This window comes from Stenotrophomonas sp. ZAC14D2_NAIMI4_6, from assembly GCF_003086875.1.
In the GTDB taxonomy this organism is placed as follows: domain Bacteria; phylum Pseudomonadota; class Gammaproteobacteria; order Xanthomonadales; family Xanthomonadaceae; genus Stenotrophomonas.
The window spans coordinates 1,785,867-1,810,851 of sequence record NZ_CP025996.1; the positions used below are offsets into that span (position 1 = coordinate 1,785,867).

The 24,985-nt window shown below is 66.0% G+C and carries 20 protein-coding genes and 1 pseudogene; 12 read left to right on the forward strand and 9 right to left on the reverse strand.

Features of this window, described 5'->3' with window-relative positions:
• The first annotated feature begins 23 nt into the window (after nt 1-23).
• Complete coding sequence (locus C1933_RS08265; protein WP_108752861.1) at nt 24-1,907, forward strand: ATP-binding cassette domain-containing protein; 1,884 nt, start codon at nt 24-26, stop codon at nt 1,905-1,907.
• A gap of 154 nt (nt 1,908-2,061) precedes the next feature.
• Here the strand turns inward: C1933_RS08265 and C1933_RS08270 are convergent, their stop codons facing one another.
• Nucleotides 2,062-2,523, reverse strand: coding sequence for a cytochrome c (locus C1933_RS08270; protein ID WP_108752862.1), 462 nt, complete (start codon nt 2,521-2,523; stop codon nt 2,062-2,064).
• A 9-nt stretch (nt 2,524-2,532) separates the two neighbouring features.
• Complete coding sequence (locus C1933_RS08275) at nt 2,533-2,928, reverse strand: c-type cytochrome (protein ID WP_108752863.1); 396 nt, start codon at nt 2,926-2,928, stop codon at nt 2,533-2,535.
• 217 nt (nt 2,929-3,145) lie between these two features.
• Here C1933_RS08275 and C1933_RS08280 point away from each other — a divergent pair, with 217 nt between their 5' ends.
• From C1933_RS08280 to C1933_RS08290, 3 genes and pseudogenes are all read left to right on the forward strand, one after another.
• Nucleotides 3,146-4,303 carry an efflux RND transporter periplasmic adaptor subunit gene (locus C1933_RS08280; RefSeq protein ID WP_108752864.1) on the forward strand — a complete coding sequence of 386 codons (1,158 nt, stop codon included), beginning with the start codon at nt 3,146-3,148 and terminating at the stop codon, nt 4,301-4,303.
• Between the two features lie 62 nt (nt 4,304-4,365).
• Nucleotides 4,366-7,818 (forward strand): annotated as a pseudogene (locus C1933_RS08285) (efflux RND transporter permease subunit); the annotation flags it as partial.
• Complete coding sequence (locus tag C1933_RS08290; protein WP_108752865.1) at nt 7,815-10,895, forward strand: efflux RND transporter permease subunit; 3,081 nt, start codon at nt 7,815-7,817, stop codon at nt 10,893-10,895. The pseudogene C1933_RS08285 and the gene C1933_RS08290, both read left to right, overlap by 4 nt.
• Nucleotides 10,896-10,997: 102 nt before the next feature.
• Here C1933_RS08290 and C1933_RS08295 read toward each other — a convergent pair whose 3' ends face one another.
• The 7 genes from C1933_RS08295 to ykgO form a co-directional block, all read right to left on the reverse strand.
• Nucleotides 10,998-11,843 (reverse strand): phytanoyl-CoA dioxygenase family protein, encoded by an 846-nt coding sequence (locus C1933_RS08295; RefSeq protein WP_108752866.1) that lies wholly within the window; start codon nt 11,841-11,843, stop codon nt 10,998-11,000.
• Nucleotides 11,844-11,891: 48 nt separating this feature from the next.
• Nucleotides 11,892-13,124 (reverse strand): TraB/GumN family protein, encoded by a 1,233-nt coding sequence (locus C1933_RS08300; RefSeq protein ID WP_108752867.1) that lies wholly within the window; start codon nt 13,122-13,124, stop codon nt 11,892-11,894.
• Nucleotides 13,117-13,647: a GNAT family N-acetyltransferase gene (locus C1933_RS08305; RefSeq protein ID WP_108752868.1), complete on the reverse strand. Its 531-nt coding sequence runs from the start codon at nt 13,645-13,647 to the stop codon at nt 13,117-13,119. Before C1933_RS08305 ends, C1933_RS08300 begins: the two co-directional genes overlap by 8 nt.
• A gap of 14 nt (nt 13,648-13,661) precedes the next feature.
• Nucleotides 13,662-14,549, reverse strand: a complete 888-nt coding sequence (locus C1933_RS08310; RefSeq protein WP_046983810.1) for a carbon-nitrogen hydrolase — start codon at nt 14,547-14,549, stop codon at nt 13,662-13,664.
• A 195-nt stretch (nt 14,550-14,744) separates the two neighbouring features.
• Nucleotides 14,745-15,782, reverse strand: coding sequence for an agmatine deiminase family protein (locus C1933_RS08315; RefSeq protein WP_108752869.1), 1,038 nt, complete (start codon nt 15,780-15,782; stop codon nt 14,745-14,747).
• Nucleotides 15,783-15,821: 39 nt separating this feature from the next.
• Nucleotides 15,822-16,151, reverse strand: coding sequence for a hypothetical protein (locus C1933_RS08320; RefSeq protein ID WP_108749387.1), 330 nt, complete (start codon nt 16,149-16,151; stop codon nt 15,822-15,824).
• Between the two features lie 143 nt (nt 16,152-16,294).
• Nucleotides 16,295-16,420, reverse strand: a complete 126-nt coding sequence (gene ykgO, locus C1933_RS08325) for a type B 50S ribosomal protein L36 (protein WP_005409283.1) — start codon at nt 16,418-16,420, stop codon at nt 16,295-16,297.
• A 197-nt stretch (nt 16,421-16,617) separates the two neighbouring features.
• Between ykgO and cmk the strand changes: the two genes are divergently transcribed.
• The 8 genes from cmk to galU all read left to right on the forward strand — a co-directional run bounded on the left by cmk (nt 16,618) and on the right by galU (nt 24,906).
• Nucleotides 16,618-17,295, forward strand: a complete 678-nt coding sequence (gene cmk, locus C1933_RS08330) for a (d)CMP kinase (protein WP_108749388.1) — start codon at nt 16,618-16,620, stop codon at nt 17,293-17,295.
• Nucleotides 17,296-17,493: 198 nt separating this feature from the next.
• Nucleotides 17,494-19,179, forward strand: coding sequence for a 30S ribosomal protein S1 (rpsA, locus tag C1933_RS08335; RefSeq protein ID WP_057498113.1), 1,686 nt, complete (start codon nt 17,494-17,496; stop codon nt 19,177-19,179).
• An 89-nt stretch (nt 19,180-19,268) separates the two neighbouring features.
• Entirely contained in the window at nt 19,269-19,574 is a 306-nt protein-coding gene (locus tag C1933_RS08340; protein ID WP_005409286.1) for an integration host factor subunit beta, read from the forward strand.
• 77 nt (nt 19,575-19,651) lie between these two features.
• The gene (locus C1933_RS08345; protein WP_108752870.1) at nt 19,652-19,936 is read left to right on the forward strand and encodes a lipopolysaccharide assembly protein LapA domain-containing protein; all 285 of its coding nucleotides are present in this window, start codon (nt 19,652-19,654) and stop codon (nt 19,934-19,936) included.
• 6 nt (nt 19,937-19,942) lie between these two features.
• The gene (lapB, locus tag C1933_RS08350) at nt 19,943-21,121 is read left to right on the forward strand and encodes a lipopolysaccharide assembly protein LapB (RefSeq protein ID WP_108752871.1); all 1,179 of its coding nucleotides are present in this window, start codon (nt 19,943-19,945) and stop codon (nt 21,119-21,121) included.
• Between the two features lie 3 nt (nt 21,122-21,124).
• On the forward strand, nt 21,125-22,102 hold the full coding sequence (locus C1933_RS08355) for a glycosyltransferase family 4 protein (RefSeq protein ID WP_108752872.1): 978 nt from the start codon (nt 21,125-21,127) through the stop codon (nt 22,100-22,102).
• 15 nt (nt 22,103-22,117) lie between these two features.
• On the forward strand, nt 22,118-24,028 hold the full coding sequence (locus tag C1933_RS08360) for a nucleoside-diphosphate sugar epimerase/dehydratase (RefSeq protein WP_164271348.1): 1,911 nt from the start codon (nt 22,118-22,120) through the stop codon (nt 24,026-24,028).
• The gene (gene galU, locus C1933_RS08365) at nt 24,028-24,906 is read left to right on the forward strand and encodes a UTP--glucose-1-phosphate uridylyltransferase GalU (protein WP_108752873.1); all 879 of its coding nucleotides are present in this window, start codon (nt 24,028-24,030) and stop codon (nt 24,904-24,906) included. The genes C1933_RS08360 and galU overlap by 1 nt, the downstream gene beginning before the upstream one ends.
• Nucleotides 24,907-24,985: the final 79 nt, after the last annotated feature.

The window sequence follows — 24,985 nt, forward strand, 5'->3', positions numbered from 1 at the left end:
TCCCCAACCCTTACACTATGGGGATGCCTCTGATTACTCTGCAGAACGTCGACTTCAGCGTCGGCGGCCCGTTGTTGCTGGAAAAGGCCGAACTGTCGATCGAGCCGGGCGAACGCATCGCCCTGATCGGCCGCAACGGCGCCGGCAAATCCACCCTGCTCAAGCTGCTGTCCGGCGACCACAAGCCCGATGACGGCGAAGTGCGCGTGCAGCAGGGCGTGCGCGTCACCCGCCTGGAACAGGAAGTGCCGCATGGCGCCGCCGGTTCGGTGTTCGACGTCGTGGCCGACGGCCTGGGCGAACTGGGCCAGTGGCTGGCCGAATTCCACCACCTCAGCCATGCCGAGGAATTCGACGGCGAAGCGCTGGGCAACGTGCAGGCCAAGATCGATGCCGCCAACGGCTGGGGCCTGGACCAGCGCGTCAGCGAAACCCTGACCAAGCTCGACCTGGACGGCGAAGCCGAATTCGGCCGCCTGTCCGGCGGCATGAAGCGCCGCGTGCTGCTGGCCCGCGCGCTGGTGTCCAGCCCGGATGTGCTGCTGCTGGACGAACCGACCAACCACCTGGACATCGAAGCCATCGACTGGCTCGAAGCCTTCCTGAAGGGCTGGAGCGGCAGCGTGGTGTTCGTCACCCATGACCGCCGCTTCCTGCGCGCGCTGGCCACCCGCATCGTCGAAATCGACCGCGGCCAGGTCACCAGCTGGCCGGGCGACTGGGCCAACTACGAGCGCCGCCGCGAGGAACGCCTGAACGCGCAGGCGCAGGAAAACGCCCGCTTCGACAAGCTGCTGGCGCAGGAAGAAGTCTGGATCCGCCAGGGCATCAAGGCCCGCCGCACCCGCGACGAAGGCCGCGTGCGCCGCCTGAAGGCGATGCGCACCGAGCGCTCGCAGCGCCGCGACCTCAGCGGTAACGTCAAGATGGAAGCCGCCCAGGGCGTCAGCTCCGGCAAGAAGGTCATCGACGTCAAGGACATTTCGTTCGCCTTCGGCGAGCGCACCATGGTCCGTGACTTCACCACCACCATCCTGCGCGGCGACCGCATCGGCCTGATCGGCCCCAACGGCAGCGGCAAGACCACACTGCTGAAGTTGCTGCTGGGTGAGCTGCAGCCGGCCAAGGGCGAAGTCAACGCCGGCACCAACCTGCAGATTGCCTACTTCGACCAGTACCGTGCGGTGCTGCGCGAAGACTGGAGCGCGATCGAGAACGTGGCCGAAGGCCGCGATTTCCTCGAATTCAATGGCAAGCGCAAGCACGTGCATGCCTACCTGCAGGACTTCATGTTCACCCCCGAGCGCGCGCGTGCGCCGATCACCCGCCTGTCCGGCGGCGAGCGCAACCGCCTGCTGCTGGCCAAGCTGTTCGCGCAGCCGTCCAACCTGCTGGTGATGGACGAACCGACCAACGACCTGGACGTGGAAACCCTGGAGCTGCTGGAAGAGCTGCTGGGCGAATACACCGGCACGCTGCTGCTGGTCAGCCACGACCGTGATTTCATCGACAACGTGGTGACCTCCACGCTGGTGATGGAAGGCGATGGTGTGATTGGCGAATACGTGGGCGGTTACAGCGACTGGCAGCGCTACGCGGCCAGCATCAGCAGCCCGGTGGCACCGGTGGTGGCCAAGCTGGCGCCGGCCGTCGCTCCGGCACCGGCCGCTGCAGAACCGGCCGCCGCCAAGCGCAAGCTCAGCTACAAGGAAGCGCGCGAGCTGGAGCAGCTGCCCAAGACGATCGAAAAGCTGGAAGGCGATGTGGAAGGCCTGACTGCGGCCATGAACGATCCCTCGTTCTACACCCGCAGCAGCGCCGAAGTGACCGCCCACACCCAGCAGCTGGCCAAGGTGCAGGCCGAGCTGGACGCTGCGTACGCGCGCTGGGAAGAGCTGGAAGGCTGATCGCCTGGGGTTCGTGCGGACCAAGGTCCGCACCTACCAACGCCGGTGCCCGGTCGATCCACGCCATGCGTGGATGGCGGGATTCGTGCGGACCAAGGTCCGCACCTACCAACGCCGGTGCCCGGTAGATCCACGCCATGCGTGGATGGCGGGGTCATTTCACCCCGTGCAGATCCCGCAGCTGGCTGGTCCGGCTGCCGAAGTACGCCGCCAGATCCGCAATGTCCTGATCGCTCAGGTCTTTGGCCTGCGGCGTCATCAGGGCATGTTCGCGGTCGCCGGCGCGGTAGGCCTGCAGCGCATGCGCCAGGTAATCGCCGTACTGGCCGCCCAGCTTGGGGTAGGTCGGGTCGATCGGCGCGTTGCCGTCGGCACCATGGCAATCGATGCAGCTCTGGTTGGTGGCCTTGCCCTTCACCTTGGCGCGGGCTTCGCCGGCGGCTTCGCGCCCGGCCGGCAGGCCGGCCGACGATGACGAGCCGTGCTCGCCACTGGCATGGCCAGGGTCGGCGGCGGATTTTTCGCTGTTTTCCACCTGCGACTGCGAACAGGCGGCCAGCAGCAGGGCGACGGACAGGGCGATGGCGTGACGCACGGGATGCGCGGCTTTCGACATGGGCGGGCCTTACTTGACGGTGGACAGGTAAACAGCGAGATCGGCGATCTCCTGTTCGCTGAAGCTCATCGACTGCGCCTGCATCGTCGGATGCCGACGCTTGCCCTGGCGGTATTCGGTCAGGGCCTGGGTCAGGTACTGCTGGCTCTGGCCACCGATCTTGGGCACCCGGTAACTGGGGTAGGCGTTCTTGTAGCCGGTGATGCCATGGCACCCCTGGCAGGTGTAGGCCAGCACCCGGCCATTGTCGAAATTGCCGCTGGGCGCGGCAGGCGCCGGCGTGGCGGCAGGTGCCGGGGCCGGTGCGGGTGTGGCAGGTGCAGAAGCAGGAGCGGGCTGTGCGGCGGCCCCAAGGGGCAGGAGGACGGCCAGAGCGAGACAAGCGGCGAGCGGCTGCGGGCGCATGATGTCGTTTCCGGGATTCGGGTCTGGTCGTTCCGGCGTGGGGTACGGAACGGTCCCGAGTATAGCCGCAGGTTTCATCTAGCTGAAATGGGGGCGGTCCGACCAGCGGCGTGAAGGCACCATGACCTTTGGGATATGGTGTGGCCGTGAAGTGGTGCATTACTTTGGTAGCACACCTGTCCACACCCCCGTCCACGCATCTTCCAGGGACCTGACGATGTCGTACTCCAACTTGCTGCCGGGCCGCCGCAGCGCAACCTGTGCTGCCGCGCTGCTGCTCACCACCTCCCTGCTGCTGAGTGGCTGTGCCGCCGGGCCCAACAACGAGGCCAAGGCCGAAACCAAGGACGAGAAGAAGGTCGATGCGGTACCGGTGGAAGTGGCCGTGGCCAGCCATCGTGCCGTGGCCGCCAGCTACACCGGCACGGCTGCGCTGGAACCGCGCGCCGAATCGCAGGTGGTGGCCAAGACCTCCGGCGTGGCGCTGGCGGTGCTGGTGGAAGAGGGCCAGCGGGTTTCCGCCGGCCAGCCGCTGGTGCGGCTGGACCCCGATCGCGCCCGCCTGGCCGTGGCGCAGAGCGAAGCGCAGCTGCGCAAGCTGGAAAACAACTACCAGCGCGCCCAGAAGCTGGTGGGACAGCAGATGGTCAGCGCCGCCGACGTGGACCAGCTGCGCTACGACCTGGAAAACATGCGCGCCCAGTACCGCCTGGCCACGCTGGAACTGTCCTACACCACGGTGGTGGCGCCGATCTCCGGCGTCATCGCTTCGCGCTCGATCAAGACCGGCAACTTCGTACAGATCAACACGCCCATCTTCCGCATCGTCGACAACTCGCGGCTGGAGGCCACGCTGAACGTGCCCGAGCGCGAACTGGCCACCCTGCGTGCCGGCCAGCCGGTCACGCTGTCGGCCGATGCGCTGCCGGGGCAGAGCTTCACCGGCACGGTGGACCGCATCGCACCGGTGGTCGATTCGGGCAGCGGCACCTTCCGCGTGGTCAGTGCCTTCGATGGCGCCGCGCACGCCCTGCAGCCGGGCATGTTCGGCCGCATCCGCATCGACTACGACCAGCGCGCCGACGCACTGGTGGTGCCGCGCCTGTCGCTGCTGGACGATGGCGAACCGGCGGTGTTCCGCGTGCGCGCCGGCAAGGTCGCCCGCGTACCGGTGAAGCTGGGCTACGCCGAAGGTCCGTGGGTGGAAATCCGCGAAGGCCTGGCCGCCGGTGACCAGGTGGTCACGGCCGGCAAGGTGGCACTGCGCGACGGTACTGCTGTGCAGGTCATCGCCGATCCCAACGCCAAGGCCAAGGCCAAGCCGGCCACGGTGGCCGCGGCCAAGCCCGCAGACAAGGCCGGGAGCCAGCAATGACCGCCCCGGGCCACGACCACGGTGCCTCGCCGGCGAGCGACGGCGCCGCCTCCGGCATGCGCGGCGGCCTGGTGGAATTCGCCACCCGCCGCCGCGTCACCATCGCCATGTGCACGGTCACCCTGCTGCTGTTCGGCCTGATCGCGCTGGGCAACCTGAAGGTGAACCTGCTGCCGGACCTGAGCTATCCCACGCTCACCGTGCGCACCGAATACACCGGCGCGGCACCCACCGAAATCGAAAGCCTGATCAGCCAGCCGGTGGAAGAAGCGGTGGGCGTGGTCAAGAACCTGCGCAAGCTGAAGTCGGTCTCGCGCACCGGGCAGAGCGATGTGGTGCTCGAGTTCGCCTGGGGCACCAACATGGACCAGGCCAGCCTGGAAGTGCGCGACAAGATGGAAGCGCTGAACCTGCCGCTGGAGGCCAAGGCGCCGGTGCTGCTGCGCTTCAATCCGTCCACCGAACCGATCATGCGCCTGGTGCTGTCGACCAAGGCCGCGCCGGCCAGCGATGAAGACGCGATCCGCGAACTGACCGGCCTGCGCCGCTATGCCGACGAAGACCTGAAGAAGAAGCTGGAACCGGTGACCGGCGTGGCCGCGGTGAAGGTGGGCGGCGGTCTGGAAGATGAGATCCAGGTCGACATCGACCAGCAGAAGCTGGCCCAGCTCAACCTGCCCATCGATACCGTCATCAAGCGGTTGAAGGAAGAGAACATCAACATCTCCGGCGGCCGCCTGGAGGAAGGCTCGCAGCGCTTCCTGGTGCGTACCGTCAATCAGTTCGCCGATCTGGAGGAGATCCGCAACCTGCTGGTCACCACCCAGTCGTCCAACGGCAGTGCGGCCGATTCGGCCCTGCAGCAGATGTTCACCATCGCCGCGTCCACCGGCTCGGCGGCCGCCGTTGCCGCTGCGTCGGCCGCGCAGAGTGCCTCTTCGGGCAACTCCAGCGTGGTCGCCAATGGTGTGCCGGTGCGCCTGAAAGACGTGGCCACCGTGCGCCAGGGCTACAAGGAACGCGAAGCGATCATCCGCCTGGGCGGCAAGGAATCGGTCGAGCTGGCCATCTACAAGGAAGGCGATGCGAACACCGTTGCCACCGCGCAGGCCCTGCGCACGCGCCTGGAACAGATCAAGAGCACCTTCCCGTCCGACGCCGAACTGACCACCATCGAGGACCAGTCGCGCTTCATCGAACACGCCATTGCCGATGTCAAAAAGGACGCGGTGATCGGTGGCCTGCTGGCCATCCTCATCATCTTCCTGTTCCTGCGCGATGGCTGGTCCACCTTCGTCATCAGCCTGTCGCTGCCGGTGTCGATCATCGCCACGTTCTTCTTCATGGGCCAGCTTGGCCTGAGCTTGAACGTGATGTCGCTGGGCGGTCTGGCCCTGGCCACCGGCCTGGTGGTGGACGACTCGATCGTGGTGCTGGAAAGCATCGCCAAGGCGCGCGAACGTGGCCTGGGCATCCTGCAGGCGGCCATCGTCGGCACCCGTGAAGTGAGCATGGCGGTGGTGGCCTCCACCCTGACCACCATCGCCGTGTTCCTGCCGCTGGTGTTCGTCGATGGCATTGCCGGCCAGCTGTTCCGCGATCAGGCGCTGACCGTGGCCATCGCCATTGCCATTTCGCTGCTGGTGTCGATGACCCTGATCCCGATGCTCAGCTCGCTGAAAGGCCGCCCGCCGCTGGCCTTCCCGGAAGAACCCGGCGCCGACGCGTGGCGGCCGGACAGCCGCTGGCAGAAGCCGGTCGCGCTGGGCCGTCGCGGGTTCGTGGCCAGCGTGCGCTGGAGCTTCTTCGCCCTGGCCTGGCTGGTGGTGCGCGTGTGGCGCGGCATCGTGGCCGTGGTCGGCCCGGTCATGCGCAAGGCCAGCGATATCGCCATGAAGCCCTATGCCGGCGCCGAGCGCGGTTACCTGCGCCTGCTGCCCAATGCCCTGGCCCATCCGGGCAAGGTGCTGGGCCTGGCCGGGCTGGCCTTCGTGGCCACCATGGCCATGGTGCCGATGCTGGGCGCGGACCTGATTCCGCAGCTGGCCCAGGACCGCTTCGAAATGACCGTGAAGCTGCCCGCCGGCACGCCGCTGAAGCAGACCGATGCGCTGGTGCGCGAACTGCAGCTGGCCCATGGCCAGAGCCAGGGCGTGGCCTCGCTGTACGGCGTCAGCGGCAGCGGCACCCGGCTGGATGCCAGCCCCACCGAAAGCGGTGAGAACATCGGCAAGCTGACCGTGGTGATGGCCGGTGGCGGCAACGCGAAGACCGAAGCGGAGATCACCGAGCGCCTGCGTGACAGCATGGGCCAGCACCCGGGCGCGCAGGTCGACTTCGCGCGGCCGGCCTTGTTCAGTTTCTCCACGCCGCTGGAAATCGAGCTGCGCGGGCAGGACATGGCCACCCTGGAAGTGGCCGGCCAGCGCCTGGCCGCGCTGCTGCGTGGCAACGCGCACTACGCCGACGTCAAATCCACCGTGGAAGAGGGCTTCCCGGAAATCCAGATCCGCTTCGACCAGGAACGCGCCGGTGCGCTGGGCCTGACCACCCGCCAGATCGCCGATGTGGTGGTGAAGAAGGTGCGCGGCGACGTGGCCACGCGCTACAGCTTCCGCGACCGCAAGATCGACGTGCTGGTGCGTGCCCAGGAAGGCGACCGCGCCAGCGTGGACAGCATCCGCCGGCTGATCGTCAATCCGGGCAGCACCCGTCCGGTCACCCTGGATGCGGTGGCCGACGTCATCGCCACCAGTGGCCCCAGCGAGATCCACCGCGCCGACCAGACCCGCGTGGCGGTGGTCTCGGCCAACCTGCGCGACATCGATCTGGGCGCGGCCATGCGCGAAGTGCAGCAGATGGTGGCCGAACAGCCGCTGGGTGCCGGCGTGGGCCTGCATATCGGCGGGCAGGGCGAAGAGCTGGCGCAGGCCGCCACCTCGCTCATCTTCGCCTTCGGCCTGGCCATCTTCCTGGTCTACCTGGTGATGGCCTCGCAGTTCGAATCGCTGCTGCACCCGTTCGTCATCCTGTTCACCATTCCGCTGGCGCTGGTCGGCGCGATCCTGGCGCTGATGCTGACCGGCAAACCCATTTCGGTGGTGGTGTTCATCGGCCTGATCCTGCTGGTCGGCCTGGTCACTAAGAACGCGATCATCCTGATCGACAAGGTGAACCAGCTGCGCGAAGCCGGCGTGGCCAAGCACGAAGCACTGGTGGAAGGGGCACGCTCGCGCCTGCGGCCGATCATCATGACCACCTTGTGCACGCTGTTCGGCTTCCTGCCGCTGGCGGTGGCGATGGGCGAGGGCGCCGAGGTGCGCGCGCCGATGGCCATCACCGTGATCGGCGGCCTGCTGGTGTCCACCCTGCTCACCCTGCTGGTCATTCCGGTGGTGTACGACCTGATGGACCGCCGCGGCGATGCCTACTACCGCGAACGCGGCCGCAAGCACGCCGGTGAAGGCCTGCACGGCGCCACCGGCAGCGCGGCGGGCGCGGAGGAACCGGCATGAGCGTTGCCGAGTTTTCCATCCGTCGCCCGGTCACCACCATCATGTGTTTCGTGTCGCTGGTGGTGGTCGGCCTGATCGCCTCGTTCCGGTTGCCGCTGGAAGCGCTGCCGGATATCTCCGCGCCGTTCCTGTTCGTGCAGATTCCCTACACCGGCTCCACGCCGGAAGAGGTGGAGCGCACCATCATCCGCCCGGTGGAAGAGTCACTGGCGACCATGACCGGCATCAAGCGCATGCGCTCGTCGGCCACCGCCGAGGCGGCGTCGATCTTCATCGAGTTCAGCGATTGGGACCGCGACATCGCCATTGCCGCGTCCGACGCGCGCGAACGCATCGATGCGATCCGCAGCGACCTGCCCGACGATCTGCAGCGCTACAACGTGTTCAAGTGGTCCAGCAGCGACCAGCCGGTGCTGAAGGTACGCCTGGCCAGCACCACCGACCTGACCACCGCGTATGACATGCTGGACCGCGAGTTCAAGCGGCGCATCGAACGCATTCCCGGCGTGGCCCGCGTGGACATCACCGGCGCGCCGCCGAACGAGGTCGAGATCGCCATCGACCCGAACCGGCTGAACGCCCATGGGCTGAGCATCAACGAATTGAGCGAGCGCCTGCGCACGCTGAACTTCTCGATCTCGGCCGGGCAGATCGACGACAACGGCCAGCGCGTGCGCGTGCAGCCGGTGGGTGAGATCACCGACCTGCAGGAAATGCGCGACCTGGTGATCAATGCCACCGGCCTGCGCCTGGGCGATATCGCCGATGTGCGCCTGAAGCCGGCGCGCATGAACTACGGCCGCCGGCTGGACGGCAACCCGGCGGTGGGCCTGGACATCTACAAGGAGCGCAGTGCGAACCTGGTGGAAGTTTCGCGCGCGGCGCTGGCCGAAGTGGAAGCGATCCGCGCGCAGGATTCCATGCGCGATGTGCAGATCAAGGTGATCGACAACCAGGGCAAGGCGGTCACGTCCTCGCTGCTGGAACTGGCCGAAGCCGGTGCGGTCGGCCTGATCCTGTCGGTCACCGTGCTGTTCTTCTTCCTGCGCCACTGGCCGTCGACGCTGATGGTCACCCTGGCCATTCCGATCTGTTTCACCATCACCCTGGGCTTCATGTACTTCGCCGGGGTCACCCTGAACATCCTGACCATGATGGGCCTGCTGCTGGCGGTGGGCATGCTGGTGGACAACGCCGTGGTGGTGGTGGAAAGCATCTACCAGGAACGCGAGCGCATGCCCGGGCAGCCGCGGCTGGCCTCGATCATCGGCACCCGCAACGTGGCCATCGCGCTCAGCGCCGGCACCCTGTGCCACTGCATCGTGTTCGTGCCCAACCTGTTTGGCGAAACCAACAACATCAGCATCTTCATGGCGCAGATCGCGATCACCATCTCGGTCTCGCTGCTGGCCTCGTGGCTGGTGGCCGTCAGCCTGATTCCCATGCTGTCCGCGCGCATGGCCACGCCCAAGCTGGTGCATTCGCAGACCGGCGTGATCGCGCGCCTGCAGCACCGTTACGCGCAGCTGCTGGACTGGTCGCTGCGCCACCGTGGCTGGAGCCTGCTGGGCATCGTGCTGGTGGTGCTGGTCAGCCTGGTGCCGATGAAGCTGACCAAGGTGGACATGTTTGGCGGCGAGGGTGGCAAGGACATCTTCATCGGCTACATGTGGAAGGGCGCGTATACCTACCGGCAGATGTCCGAGGAAGTGGGCCGCGTGGAAGCCTGGATCGAAGAGAACCGCGAGCGCCTGCACGTGCAGCAGGTGTATTCCTGGTACAGCGAACAGGAAGGCAGCTCCACCGTGGTCACCCTGGACGAGAAGCACGCCAAGGACATCAAGGCGCTGCAGGAAGAGATCCGCAAGGGGCTGCCCAAATCCGCTCGTACCGATTACTTCGTCGGCAACCAGGGCGGCGATGGCGGCGGCGGTGGCAACCAGGGCGTGCAGGTGCAGCTGGTGGGTGATTCCAGCACCCTGCTGCAGGAGATCGGCCAGGAAGTGCTGCCGTTGCTGGCACAGCGCAGTGAGCTGCGCGACGTGCGCATCGACAACGGCGAGAAGGGTGGCGAGCTGAAGGTCCACGTCGACCGCGAACGTGCCGCGGCCTTCGGCTTCAACGCCGAACAGGTGGCCAGCTTCGTCGGCCTGGCCCTGCGTGGCGCACCCATGCGCGAGTTCCGGCGTGGCGACAACGAAGTGCCGGTCTGGGTGCGTTTCGCCGGTGCTGAACAGAGCAGCCCGGAAGACCTGGCCGGCTTCAGCGTGCGCACCGGCGATGGCCGCAGCGTGCCGCTGTTGAGCCTGGTCAGCGTGGATGTGGGTTCGTCGGCCACCCAGATCGGCCGCACCAACCGCCAGACCACGCTCACCATCAAGGCCAACCTGGCCGAGAAGATCACCGCACCCGATGGCCGCAAGGCGATCGAGGCCGTGCTCAAGCCGATGAACTTCCCGGCCGGCTATGGCTACAGCTTCGACGGCGGCGACTACGGCAACGACGATGAAGCCATGCAGCAGATGGTGTTCAACCTGCTCATCGCGCTGGTGATGATCTACGTGGTGATGGCCGCGGTGTTTGAATCGCTGCTGTTCCCGGCGGCGATCATGAGCGGCGTGCTGTTCTCGATCTTCGGCGTGTTCTGGCTGTTCTGGATCACCGGCACCTCGTTCGGCATCATGTCCTTCATCGGCATCCTGGTGCTGATGGGCGTGGTGGTGAACAACGGCATCGTGATGATCGAACACATCAACAACCTGCGGCGTGGCGGCATGGGCCGCACCCAGGCATTGGTGGAAGGCTCACGCGAGCGCCTGCGCCCGATCATGATGACCATGGGCACGGCGATCCTGGCGATGGTGCCGATCTCGCTGACCAACACGCAGATGTTCGGCGATGGACCGGAATACGCCCCGATGGCGCGCGCGATTGCCGGCGGCCTGGCGTTCTCCACCGTGGTCAGCCTGCTGTTCCTGCCCACGATCTACGCCCTGCTGGACGACCTGCGCAACGCCGCCGTACGCCTGATCCGCCGCGCCCGCGGCCTCGACAAAACCGCGGCCACCGCTGCGTAGCGTCGAGCTTGCTCGACTACCGCCAATGGCGGCAACACCGTGTGTAGTGGTGGGGGGAGACCGGTCGTAGTGGGGCGGTCTCCCCCTTTTTTCCGGGGCCGATCAGGCCTTGCGCAGGAACCAGGTCCGGCGCGTGTACTCGTGACCGAAATCGACATGGCCGAACCGCGCGATCTCGCGCTGGCCACGGCGGTAGTAACGCCACGGAGCCTTTTCAGGCAGCGCGGTCTGGCCGTAGAACACGTCCATGTGGCCCACCGGCATCGACTTGGGCGTTACGTGCATCACCACGCTGCGGCGGGTACCGGCCGACGGGTGCGGCGCACCGCCATGGAACAGCTGCGGGTGCCAGACAATCACATCGCCCGGCTGCACATGCACCGCCTGCGCCTGCAATCCGGCTTCCTCGCACTGGCGCGCGACCGCATCCTGGTAGCCCGCCCAACCTTCCCCGGCCATGGGGCTGACCGGGCCGTCACCGAACACTTTCTTTCGCAGTGCATGCAGGTCGATGGGCGGCAGCAGGTGGCTGCCCGGCACCACGCGCAGTGGGCCATTGCTGTCATCCACCGCGTCCAGCGCCGTCCACACACCCATGTAGCGCTCGCCCGGCGAGGTGCAGAACACGGGCGTGTCGCGGTGCAGCGACTGCTCCGATCCGCGCTCGTAGTACAGGCTGGTGTAGAGGGTAGTGGGCTCACCGAAGAAGCGGTCGCAGACATCGATGGCCGCGTTGTCGGTCAGCAGCGCGGTCATCGCATCCACCACCAGGTGCAGGTTGACGATCCGGTACAGGCGCTGGTGGTCATCCAGGTTGCGCGTCACCGCTTTCGCGTTGCGCTGCTTGAACCGCGCGATGCGCTGGTTGATGTCTTCCACCAGTGCCGGTGCGATCGCCTGGCGAACCACCACGTAGCCATCGCGCATCAGCGCTTCATATGCATCCATTGCTCAATCGTCTCCTCAACGCGTAGGCCTGCAGTGCAGGCCCTGGTTTCAGCCTGCCACCTTGCCCCACACCCGGCCGGCGGTCAGCCACAGGCCCAGCATGCTGCCCAGGTTGGTCAGCATGAAGGTCAGCACCACCCGGGTTACCCGGTTGCGGTACCAGCCCTTCAGGCTCTGCGCGTCGTCGCGCAGCTTCAGGAAATCCTCGTAGGCCGGCTTGCGCAGGCGCGCTTCCACCAGCGCCGAGAACGCGCCGGTGGGAATGCTCAGGCGGAACGGCTTGAACGGTGCCACCACGATCGCGGTCAGGATGCTCAGCGGGTGGCTGCCGGCCAGCAGGCAGCCCAGGCCCGCCAGGCCGCCGGTGTACATCGCCCAGGTGGCCAGCAGTTCGGTGCCCACGCCCAGCCCGCCGCGGTAGAAGCCCACGCCAATGCCGGTCACCACGATGGCCAGGATGGCCAGGGTGAACCAGGGAATGTTGCGCTTCTTCGGCATCGCTTCCAGCTCGGCACGCAGCGCTGCCGGTGCGTCGTTGTCGGTTTCCAGGTAGCGCGCCAGGCCGGCCAGGTGGCCGGCGCCGACCACGGCCAGCACCTCGCGCTGCAGCGGGGTGTGTTCCTCGCGCAGGCGGGTGGCCATGTAGCGGTCGCGCTCGCCGATGATGGTTTCGTACAGCGCCGGGCTTTCGCTGGCGAACTCGCCGAAGCTCGATTCCAGCATGTCGCCCTGCTTCAGCTTCTCGATCTCGTTCTCGCCCACTTCTTCGGACGAGAACAGACCGGCGCCGAGCCCGGCCACCAGCTTCAGCTTGCCGAAGAAGCCCAGGCGCTGCGAGGCGCGGCGGAAGGTCAGGCCCACTTCGCGGTCGATCAGGTGCACCGGCAGGTTGCGCTCGCGTGCCAGGTCCACTGCACGCTTCAGCTCGGCGCCGGGTTCGATGCCCAGCTGTTCGGCCAGGCGGCGCTGGTAGGCCGACAAGGCCAGGTTGGCGGCGAACAGGGCCACGCGTCCCTTGCGGATCACTTCCACCAGGTCCAGCTTGGCCAGCGTGTCCGGATCGCTCAGTGCCTGCAGGCGCTGCGGGTCCAGTTCCACCGCCACCGCATCGAAGCGGCCGCTGTCGATGGCCTTTTCCACGGCCTCCACGCTGGCGTGGGAAACGTGGGCGGTGCCCAGCAGGGTGTAGCGCACGCCGTCGCGCTCGACAACGCGCACCGGCTGACCGGCAAACAGATCGTCGCCGGTTTCGGGAAGGGTTTCAGTCATGGGGTCATTCATTGGAAGGGGCGGTGTCGGCGCCGTCGCCGAGCGCGCGCTGCATCTGCACGGTGTCCAGCCAGCGGCCGTGCTTGCGGCCCAGGCCCTGGAACACGCCCACCAGGTGGAAGCCGAAGCGTTCGTGCAGCTTGATGGAGGCAGTGTTGGTGGGTTCGCCGATCACCGCCACCATCTGCCGGTAGCCGCGCGCGGTGCAGGCATCGATCAGCGCCTGCAGCAGGCGCGTACCCACGCCGTTGCCCTGGAAGCCTGCATCGACATAGACCGAATTTTCCACGGTCCACTGGTAGGCCACGCGGGTGCGGTAGGTGTTGGCGTAGGCATAGCCGGCCACCTGGCCGTCGATCTCGGCCACCAGATAGGGGAAGCCGCGGTCGATGATGTCGCGCATGCGGCGCAGCATCTCGGCCGCATCCGGAATGTCGTACTCGTAGGTGTTGACGAAATCGGTCACTTCCACCGCGTAGATCGCGGTGATCGCAGCAATGTCGGCCGGGCCGGCATCACGGATGAGGACGGCCATGCCGGGTCTCCGGATCAGTCGATGTAGCGCTTCAGCAGATCACCGTACGCATCGATGCGACGGTCACGCAGGAACGGCCAGATGCGACGCACGTGCTCGCTGCGCTGCAGGTCCACGTCGCACACCAGCACGGTGGCGTCGGTACCGGCCTCGGCCAGGAACTCACCCTGCGGGCCCAGCACGTGGCTGTTGCCCCAGAACTGGATGCCCGACGCGCCCAGCGGCGAGGCCTCATGGCCCACGCGGTTGCAGCTGAGCACGGGCAGGCCGTTGGCCACGGCATGGCCGCGGTGGCTCAGCACCCAGGCGTCGCGCTGGCGGGTCTTTTCATCCTGCACATCGTCCGGGTCCCAGCCGATGGCGGTGGGGTAGAGCAGCAGTTCGGCACCGGCCAGCGCCATCAGGCGCGCCGCTTCCGGGTACCACTGGTCCCAGCACACCAGCACGCCCAGGCGGCCCACCGAGGTATCGATCGGCTTGAAGCCGATGTCGCCCGGGGTGAAGTAGAACTTCTCGTAGAAGCCCGGGTCATCGGGGATGTGCATCTTGCGGTACTTGCCCAGCAGGGTGCCGTCCTTTTCGAACACCACGGCGGTGTTGTGGTACAGGCCGGCGGCGCGGCGCTCGAACAGCGAGCCGACCAGCACCACGCCATGCTTCTTGGCCAGCGCGCCCAGGCGTTCGGTGCTGGGGCCGGGAATCGGCTCGGCCAGGTCGAACTCGTCCACCGATTCGTGCTGGCAGAAGTACGGGCCGTTGTGCAGTTCCTGCAGCAGCACCAGTTTCGCGCCCTGCGCAGCCGCCTCGGCCACACGCGCTTCGATCACCGCCAGATTGGCGGCGGCATCGCCGTGGTTGCGCTCCTGGATCAGGGCGACGGTAAGGGGGCTGCGCGAGTTCATGCGGGGCGTTCCTGCGGGGGAAAACCTGCATGTTAGCGCGGATGGCGCGCCGCGGCGTGTTGGCCGCTGAATGGGCCGCCTTTGTAGAGTCGAGCCATGCTCGACTGACTCTTCGCGCGGATTACGTCAAAAGCCAGTCGAGCATGGCTCGACTCTACAAAGGCGGTGCCGGGCGCGGGGCCCGGCGATGTTGCATCAGGCCTTCAGCAGGCCCTGCGGCAACTGCATGGTGATGCAGTGCAGGCTGCCGTTCTGCCAGATCAGCGAGCGGCAGGGCACCTGCACGATCTCGCGGCCCGGGTGGGCCAGGGCCAGCACGTCGCGGGCCAGGTCGTCGGCCGGATCGCCGTAGGCCGGCATCAGCACCGCACCATTGACGATCAGGTAGTTGGCGTACGACGCGGCCAGGCGGCGGCCTTCGTCGATCACCGGCTGCGCCCACGGCAGCGGGAACAGGCGGTACGGCTTGCCGTCCTTGGTGCGCAGCGCGGCCAGTTCGTTGCCCATCGCCTGCAGTTCGGCGTAGTGCGAATCGCTCTGGTCGTCGCAGGCCTGGTAGACGATGCTGTCAGGCGAGGCGAAGCGGGCCAAGGTATCGATGTGGGCGTCGGTGTCATCGCCTTCCAGGTAACCATGGTCCAGCCACAGCACGCGGTCCTGCTGCAGCCAGTTGGCCAGGTCGGCGCTCAGGCTTTCGCGGTCGCGGTCCGGGTGGCGTTCGTGCAGGCACTTCCAGGTGGTCAGCAGGGTGCCTTCACCATCGGTTTCAATGCCGCCGCCTTCCAGCGCGAACGGAATGCTGCGCACCGGTGCATCGTTGAACACACCGGCCTGGTCCAGCACGCCCACCAGCTGGTCGTCCAGGGTGGCGTCGAACTTGCCGCCCCAGCCGGTGAAGCGGAAGTCCAGCAGCTGGAAGCCGCCGTCGGCGCGGCGCAGGGTGATCGGGCCCGAATCGCGCAGCCAGGTATCGTCGTAGGCCGCCGTGGTGAAGCGCACCTTGTCCATGTCGATGCGGTTGGAGCGCAGCCGCATTTCGGCATAGGTCTCCACATCGTCATCGGCCACGCAGATCAGCACCGGCTGGAAGCGGGTGATGGCCGCAACCAAGGCGATGTAGGTCTCTTCCACCTGGCCCAAGCGGTCGGCCCAGTCGGTGTCGGCGGTGGGCCAGGCAATCAGGACGCCGCTCTGGGCTTCCCATTCGGCAGGAAAACGAAGGTTCTGGTTCATGGTCTCGCTACACGGGCCCGCCACGGGCGGGGTGGGGGATCAACGGATCGGCGGTTTCGGGCCGATTTCGTTCGGGTCGGCCTGGTTGGCCACCACATCGATCACCTTCTGCTTTTCAAAGTAGACGGTGAACTGCGGGTAGACCCAGCGGTGGATGGTCGGCCACTGGCGCTTCTGGCCGCCGCGCGGCTGCAACTGCTCGCTCGGCGCGCCGAACTGCGACTGCACCTGCTGCATGCTCTGGCCGCGGACGGGCAGGGCGGTGGCCGGCTTTTCACGGGCGCGGTCGATCAGCAGGGTGTCGGCCAGCGCCGGCGTGGCGGCGGCCAGGGTGGCCAGTACGGCCAGGGTGGACAGGTAACGCTTCATCTCGAACTACTCCCCAGTGGTCAAGAAAGGCGATTACAGCAAAAACGGCGGAAAAAAGCCGCATAAACAAAAAACCGCCCGAAGGCGGTTTTTTGCATCGGGTCGCCCCGCGTGGGGCAGCCTGGGCCCGAAGGCCGGAAGGCTTAGCGCTGACGCGCCTTGAAACGCGGGTTCGACTTGCAGATGACGAAGATCTTGCCACGACGACGCACGACCTTGCAGTCACGGTGACGGGCCTTCGCCGACTTCAGGGAGGACAGGACTTTCATGGCATACCTCGGCGTAAACAGTAGTTGTTCGGGTGGAGCGTGGCCGCGATATGCGAAAGACAATCGGCAGTTGACGCTCGTTCAAGCCCGCCATTCTACCGGGCTTTTCTCCGTGGTTTCAAGTGGTTGCACGAAAGTCGCCGCGCAGGGCGTCTGGCAGGGGCTAGAATGGCCCCTTCACACGCGCAAGGACCCCCATGAATCCACTCGCTCCCGTCCTGACCATCGACGGCCCGTCCGGGGCTGGCAAGGGTACCATCAGCCGCATCGTGGCGCGCCGCATGGGCTGGCATTACCTGGATTCGGGCGCGCTGTACCGGGCGGTGGGCGTGGCCGCCAGCTGGGCCGATATCGACACCTCCGACGCCTCGGCCCTGGTGCGCTGCACCTTCGACACCCGCGTTCAGTTTGTTGAACAGGGCGACGCCATGCGCGTGCTGGTGAACGGCACCGATGCCACCGACGAGCTGCGCCTGGAGACCACCGGTGCGCTGGCCTCGGCCATTGCCGCCATTCCCGAGGTGCGTTCGGCGCTGAAGGAACGCCAGCGCGCATTCAGGGAGCTGCCGGGCCTGGTCGCCGACGGCCGCGACATGGGCACGGTCATCTTCGCCGACGCCCCCTACAAGGTGTTCCTGACCGCCAGTGCCGAGGAGCGCGCCGAGCGCCGGCATAAGCAGTTGAAAGACAAGGGGGTTTCTGTTAGCTTTGATGACCTCCTGCGCGAGATCATGGCCCGCGACGCCCGTGATGCTCAGCGTACCGTGGCGCCCCTGAAGCCGGCAGACGATGCCGTCCTCATCGACACCACAGGCATCGGCATCGCAGATGTCGTTGCCAGAGTGATGGATCTGCTTCCGGTTCCGGCTGCCTGATCCGTTCGCGCAGGAGCACTGCCAGCAACACCGGTGGTGGTCGCGCAATGCAGTGCTGTACAAGCTCCGTCGCGCAATGATGCGTGGCGGTTTTCCTACTACACACGACCTGCGTTTCCGGGGTCGACCAACAGGCGGGCGGTCGCCATTCCCCTGAAGGGGACGCCACCGACCCATGTGTCCAACAGAGTAAATCTAATGACCGAATCATTTGCCGAACTGTTTGAAGCCAGCCAGGCCAACCTGGCCAAGCTGAAGCCGGGCGCCATCGTCAGCGGTACCGTTGTTGAAGTCCGCGGCGACGTCGTGGTGATCAACGCTGGCCTGAAGTCCGAAGGCATCGTGCCGATCGAACAGTTCCGTAACGACGCTGGCGAAATCGACGTCGCCGAAGGCGACATCGTCAAGGTCGCCCTCGACTCGATCGAGAACGGCTTCGGCGAAACCGTCCTGTCGCGCGAGAAGGCCAAGCGCGCGATGGTGTGGGACGAGCTGGAAGAAGCGTTGGAAAAGAACGAAACCATCACCGGCCGCATCAGCGGCAAGGTCAAGGGTGGTTTCACCGTGGACATCAAGGATGTCCGCGCCTTCCTGCCGGGTTCCCTGGTCGATGTGCGCCCGGTGCGCGATCCGGCCTACCTGGAAGGCAAGGAGCTGGAATTCAAGCTCATCAAGCTGGACCGCAAGCGTAACAACGTCGTGGTCTCGCGCCGCGCTGTCGTCGAAAGCGAGCACTCGGAAGAGCGCGAGCAGCTGATGGACAAGCTGCAGGAAGGCGCGATCCTGAAGGGTGTCGTCAAGAACCTGACCGATTACGGCGCGTTCGTGGACCTGGGCGGTATCGACGGCCTGCTGCATATCACCGACATGGCATGGAAGCGCGTGCGCCATCCGTCCGAAGTCGTCAACGTCGGCGACGAGCTGGACGTGCGCGTGCTGAAGTTCGACCGCGAGCGCAACCGCGTTTCGCTGGGCCTGAAGCAGCTGGGCGAAGATCCGTGGGATAACATCGCCCGTCGTTACCCGGCCAACAGCCGCGTCTTCGGCAAGGTCTCCAACGTCACCGATTACGGCGCGTTCGTTGAGATCGAGCCGGGCGTCGAAGGCCTGGTGCACGTCTCCGAGATGGATTGGACCAACAAGAACGTCAACCCGTCCAAGGTTGTGCAGGTTGGTGACGAAGTCGAAGTGATGGTGCTGGACGTCGATGAAGAGCGTCGTCGTATCTCGCTGGGCATGAAGCAGGTTGCCGCCAATCCGTGGGAAACCTTCGCTGCCACCCACAAGAAGGGTGACAAGGTGTCGGGCCAGATCAAGTCGATCACCGACTTCGGCATCTTCATCGGCCTGGACGGCGGCATCGACGGCCTGGTCCACCTGTCCGACATCAGCTGGAACACCACCGGCGAAGACGTCGTTCGCAACTTCAAGAAGGGCGACACCCTGGACGCCGTTGTCCTGGCCGTCGATCCGGAACGCGAGCGCATCTCCCTGGGCGTGAAGCAGCTGGAGCAGGATCCGTTCGGCCAGTACATGGCTGCCAATCCGAAGGGCTCCAAGGTCGAAGGCGTGGTGAAGGAAGTCGACGCCAAGGGCGCGATCATCGAGCTGGCTGACGGCATCGAAGGTTACGTCTCGGCACGCGACATCGCCAACGAGCGCGTTGACGACGCCACCCAGCACCTGAAGGTCGGCGACAAGGTCGAAGCCAAGTTCGTGGGCATGGACCGCAAGGGCCGCACCCTGCAGCTGTCGATCAAGGCCAAGGACGACGCTGAAATGCGCGAAGTGCTGGAGGAATACCAGTCCTCTTCGGCTTCCAGCGGCACCACCCAGCTGGGCGCGCTGCTGCGTGCACAGCTGAACGGCAACAAGTCCGAGTAATATCGGCCTGTAGCTGTTCGTTGTTTCCTGGACGGCCCGGGCATTGCCCGGGCCGTTTCAGGCTGAGTGACCCCTGATGTGAGCCGGCGATGACCAAATCCGAACTGATCGAAATCCTTGCGCGCCGCCAGGCGCACCTGAAGGCCGATGATGTCGATCTGGCGGTGAAGTCGTTGCTGGAAATGATGGGCGGTTCCCTCTCTGCCGGGGATCGCATCGAAATACGTGGCTTTGGCAGCTTCTCGCTGCACTACCGGCCGCCGCGCCTGGGTCGCAACCCGAAGACCGGCGAATCGGTGGCCCTGCCGGGCAAGCACGTTCCCCATTTCAAGCCGGGCAAGGAACTGCGCGAGCGGGTCAGCAGCGTGCTGCCGCTGGACGCCGATCCGGCCTGAAGGTCCTGTCGCGCGACGACGTGCGATTTTTCCCGCCAGTCGGATAAGCTACAGGCTCCTGCCATTGGAGCTGTCGCATGAAGGTTTTCCGTCTGCTGGTGCTGCTGGCAGTCCTGATCCTTGGCCTGATCATCGGCGCGGTCAACATGACCGACATGTCGATCAACCTGTTGTTCACCCAGTTGCATACGTCGGTTGGCGTGGCGTTGATCGCCGCACTGCTGGTCGGCGTGGTTGTCGGTGCCGGGCTGGTGCTGGTAAGCGTGGTCGTTCCGCTCTACAGCCAGCTGCGCCGCGCCAACAAGTCGGTGGCCGCAACGTCGGCCCCGGTTACTTCCCCCCAATCTTTTGATGGACGCTGATCGAAGATGGATTTCGTCACCGAGTGGTTCTGGTTTTTCCTGTTCGTGCCGCTGGCTGCTGTTGCAGGCTGGGTAATCGGCCGGCGTGGCGGTCAACGCCACGGTGACAATCAGGTCAGCCGCCTGTCCAGTACCTATTTCCGTGGCCTGAACTACCTGCTGAACGAGCAGCCGGACAAGGCCATCGAACTGTTCCTGCATATCGCCGAACTGGACAAGGAAACCTTCGAGACCCAGGTCGCGCTGGGCCATCTGTTCCGCCGCCGCGGCGAAGTGGACCGTGCCATCCGCCTGCACCAGGGCCTGGTGAACCGCAACGACCTGAGCGACGCGCAGCGCGTGCAGGCGCTGCTGGCACTGGGCGAGGACTACATGAAGTCCGGCCTGCTGGACCGTGCCGAAACCGTGTTCACCGAACTGGCGCAGCTGGACCAGCGCGCACCGCAGGCGCTCAAGCACCTGATCGGCATCTACCAGGCCGAGCGCGATTGGGAAAAGGCGATCGACAACGCCACCCGCTTCGAAGACGTGACCGGCGAGCCGATGGGCAAGCTGATCGGTCAGTTCGAGTGCGAGCTGGCCGAGCGCTTCCGTGGTGCCGGCAAGCTGGACGAGGCGAGGGCGGCCATCGCCCGCGCCTACCAGGCCGATGCCATGTCGGTGCGCGCCGGCATCATTGAAGGCCGTCTGGAAACGGATGCCGGCAATGCCGAAGCCGCCGTGCGTGCGTTCGAACGCGCCGCCCGCAACGACCCCGAATACCTGCCCGAGCTGCTGCCGGCGCTGATGGAGAACTACCGCAAGGTGGGTGACCTCGGCGGTGCCCGCGCGTTCCTGTCGGAAATGACAGAGCACTACCGTGGCATCGCCCCGGTGCTGGCGCTCACCCGCCTGATGGAAGAGCAGGAAGGCGTGGCCCCGGCGCGTGCCTACCTGGGCCGCCAGTTGAAGGACCGCCCGTCGGTGCGTGGCGAATCGGCGCTGATCGATCTGACCCTGGCCGAGGGCGCCGATTCCACCGCCACCCTGCACGATCTGAAGCACATCACCGATCAGTTGCTGGTGCGCAACCCGGCCTACCGCTGCACGCGCTGCGGCTTCGGTGCGCGTACCCACCACTGGCAGTGCCCGAGCTGCAAGGAGTGGGGCACCGTGAAGCCGCTGCTGAACTACGCGGTGCTCTGAGCCATGCCGTGGCTGGTGATGGGTGCGCTGCTGGGCCTGGCCCTGCTCAGCGCCGGATTGACGTGGGCCGCGCGGGGCTACGCCCTGCGCCGGCAACTGCTGGACCAGCCGGGCGAACGCCGCAGCCATAGCGTGGCCACCCCGCGCGGTGGCGGCATCGCCATCGTCATCAGTCTGTTGGTGGCCGCAGGTGCCGCGATGTGGGCCTGGCCCGACGCCGCAGGCAGTGTGCTGGTCGCCAGCCTGGGCCTGGTGCTGGTGGCCGGCATCGGCTGGTGGGATGACCATCGCCCGCTGCCGGCGGTGCGCCGTCTGTGCGTGCACGTGGTCGCCGCCGCGCTGTTGGCCGGGCTGGTGAAGCTGCATGGCGGCAGCTGGTTGCTGGCCGCGCTGGTGCTGTTCTTCACCACCTCGCTCATCAACATCTGGAACTTCATGGACGGCATCAACGGCATCGCCAGCAGCCAGGCGGTGATCGCCGCGCTGGGGCTGGCGCCGGTGCTGCCATGGCCCTATTCATTGGCCGCCATTGCCCTGGGCCTGGCCTGCCTGGGTTTCCTGCCGTTCAATTTCCCCAAGGCGAAGATCTTCATGGGCGATGTCGGCAGCGGCGCCCTGGGCTATGCGGTGTCAGTCGTATTGGCCATCGCCAGCCTGAAGACCAACATCCAGTGGATGCTGCTGCTGGTGCCGATTTCACCTTTCCTTGTGGACGCAGGCTTCACACTGTTGGCGCGCATGCTCTCCGGGCAACGCTGGATGGAACCCCACACCCAGCATGTCTACCAGCGTGCAGTGCAGGCAGGAGCCAGCCACGCACAGGTCACAGGGATGTACTTTGTTTTGGGCCTGTTCAGTATTACAGTGTTCAATGTTTGCTCCAGCTTGCAGCCGAGGTGGGAGGCTGTCGTAGCGGTCGCGTGGTTTGCCGCGCTGACTCTGCTCTGGCTCCTCCTGCGCAATGGATTGCGCAATCGATAAGGAATTAAGCGAAATATGTCTTCACCTTGGCGGGACAGAATCCTCGGTCTTTTGCCGCGCACGGCCATCGTCTGCCACGACCTGTTCATGGTCTGGGCCTGCTGGCAGTTGCTGCATGCCGGTCGCTACTCGATCCTGGCCGACGCCCCGGCGCTGCCGCTGTGGAATGTCGACACCACCCTGGTGCTGGCCCTGCAGGGCATCGTGTTCTGGCGCGTGGGCCTGTACCGCGGCCTGTGGCGTTTCGCCAGCGTCAGCGACCTGCTGAACATCTTCAAGGCCAGCTTCATCGGCCTGGTCGCCATCGTGCTGGTGCTGGCCTGGAAGCGCTTCAACGGCGTGCCCATGTCGGTGCTGGTCATCTATCCCTTCGCACTGTCGGCCCTGCTGGGTGCGCCGCGCCTGCTGTACCGCGCATGGAAGGACTACCAGTCGCTGCAGTCCGATTCGACCGCGCGCCGGGTGCTGATCCTGGGCGCCGGCCAGGCCGCTGAAACGCTGGTGCGCGACCTGCGCCGTTCGGGCAACTTCGAACCGGTGGGCCTGCTCGATGACGCCCCGCACCTGCGTGGCGCCAAGCTGCAGGGCCTGCCGATCCTGGGCACCCTGGACGATGCCCCGGCGGTGGTGCGCGAAAGCGCGGCCAAGCTGCTGGTCATCGCCATTCCCTCGCTCGATGCGGTGGGCATGCAGCGCGTGGTCGCCATCTGCGAAAGCACCGGCGTGCCGTTCCGCACCGTGCCCAAGCTGAGCGACATCCTGCAGGGCCAGTCGCTGCCGGGCCAGTTGAAGGAAGTGGCGATCGAGGACCTGCTGGGTCGCAAGCCGATCATGCCGGACTGGAACCTGATCCGCGGTTGGCTGGGCGGGCGTACCGTCATGGTCACCGGCGCCGGTGGTTCCATCGGTTCGGAACTGTGCCGCCAGTGCGCGCGCCATGGCGCCGGCCGCATCGTTCTGGTGGAAATCAGCGAGCTGCTGCTGCTGACCATCGAAGGCGAGCTGCGCCGCAGCTTCCCCGATATCGAAGTGGAGGCCGTGCTGGGCGACTGTGGCGACCCGGCGGTGATGCGCCATGCGCTGTCGCTGCACCCGGTCGATACCGCCTTCCATGCCGCCGCCTACAAGCACGTGCCGGTGCTGGAACGGCAGCTGCGCGAAGCCGTGCGCAACAACATCCTGGCGACTGAAAACGTGGCACGCGCCTGCCTGGAAGCGCGCGTGGAGCATTTCGTGTTCATTTCCACCGACAAGGCGGTCGACCCGGTCAATGCGCTGGGTGCCAGCAAGCGCTATGCGGAAATGATCTGCCAGAGCCTGGACCAGAAGTCCACGCACACCCGTTTCGTGACCGTGCGCTTCGGCAATGTGCTGGCCTCGGCCGGCAGCGTGGTGCCGCTGTTCCGCGAACAGATCCTGCGCGGCGGCCCGGTCACGGTGACCGATCCGGAAGTGACCCGTTACTTCATGACCATTCCCGAGGCCTGCCAGCTGATCCTGCAGGCGGCCGCGTCGGCATCGCACGGTGCCATCTACACCCTGGACATGGGCGAGCCGGTGCCGATCCGCGTGCTGGCTGAACAGATGATCCGCCTGGCCGGCAAGCAGCCGTACAAGGATATTCCGATCATCTACACCGGCCTGCGCCCGGGCGAGAAGCTGCACGAGACGCTGTTCTATTCCGACGAAGACTACCGACCGACCTCGCACCCGAAGGTGCTGGAGGCCGGCGTGCGTACCTTCTCGCGTGATCTGGTGCTGGGCAACGTGCCGAAGCTGCGCGAGGCAACGGTGAGCTATGACACTGGCGCCATCCAGGAAATCCTGTTCGCGACCATGCCCGAATTCTCGCCAATCGAACAGGACGCTTACATCTCGTCCGCTAAAGTCGTGCCATTCCCCGCACGAGAGGCCAGCAGGCACTAATGAGCAAGCGCATTCGCAAGGCAGTTTTCCCGGTGGCAGGCCTGGGCACCCGTTTCCTGCCCGCCACCAAGACGGTTCCCAAGGAAATGCTGCCGATCATCGATCGGCCCCTCATCCAGTATGCGGTGGACGAGGCGATCGAGGCGGGCTGTGACACCCTGGTGTTCATCACCAACCGCTACAAGCACGCCGTGGCCGATTACTTCGACAAGGCCTACGAGCTGGAACAGAAGCTGGAGCGTGCCGGCAAGCAGGAACAGCTGGAGCTGATCCGCCACGTGCTGCCCGAAGGCGTGCGTGCGATCTTCGTCACCCAGGCCGAGGCACTGGGCCTGGGCCATGCAGTGCTGTGCGCCAAGGCGGTGATCGGCGATGAGCCCTTCGCCGTGCTGCTGCCCGACGATCTGATCTGGAACCGCGGCGCCGGTGCGCTGAAGCAGATGGCCGATCTGAACGAAGCCAGCGGTGCCAGCGTGATTGCGGTGGAAGACGTGCCGCACGAGAAGACCGCCAGCTACGGCATCGTCGCCACCGAGGCGTTTGATGGCCGCAAGGGCCGCATTTCGCAGATCGTGGAAAAGCCCAAGCCGGAAGACGCGCCGAGCGATCTGGCAGTGGTGGGGCGCTACGTGCTGAGCCCGAAGATCTTCGAGCTGCTGGAACAGACCGGCAGTGGTGCCGGTGGCGAGATCCAGCTGACCGATGCGATTGCCGCGCTGCTGGCGCAGGAGCCGGTGGATGCCTACCGCTTCGAGGGCACGCGTTTCGACTGCGGTACGCACCTGGGCCTGGTGGAAGCGACGATCCGCTTCGCGCTGGACAACCCGAAGCTGGCCGGCCCGGCCCGCGAGAAGCTGGCAGCGATGCTGGCGGAGTAAGGGTTTATCAGGCGCTCCGTTCGCGGCGCCTTGATTGATACGTGATGGGCGGGATGGGTGGGCCTTTGCAGGACACGCC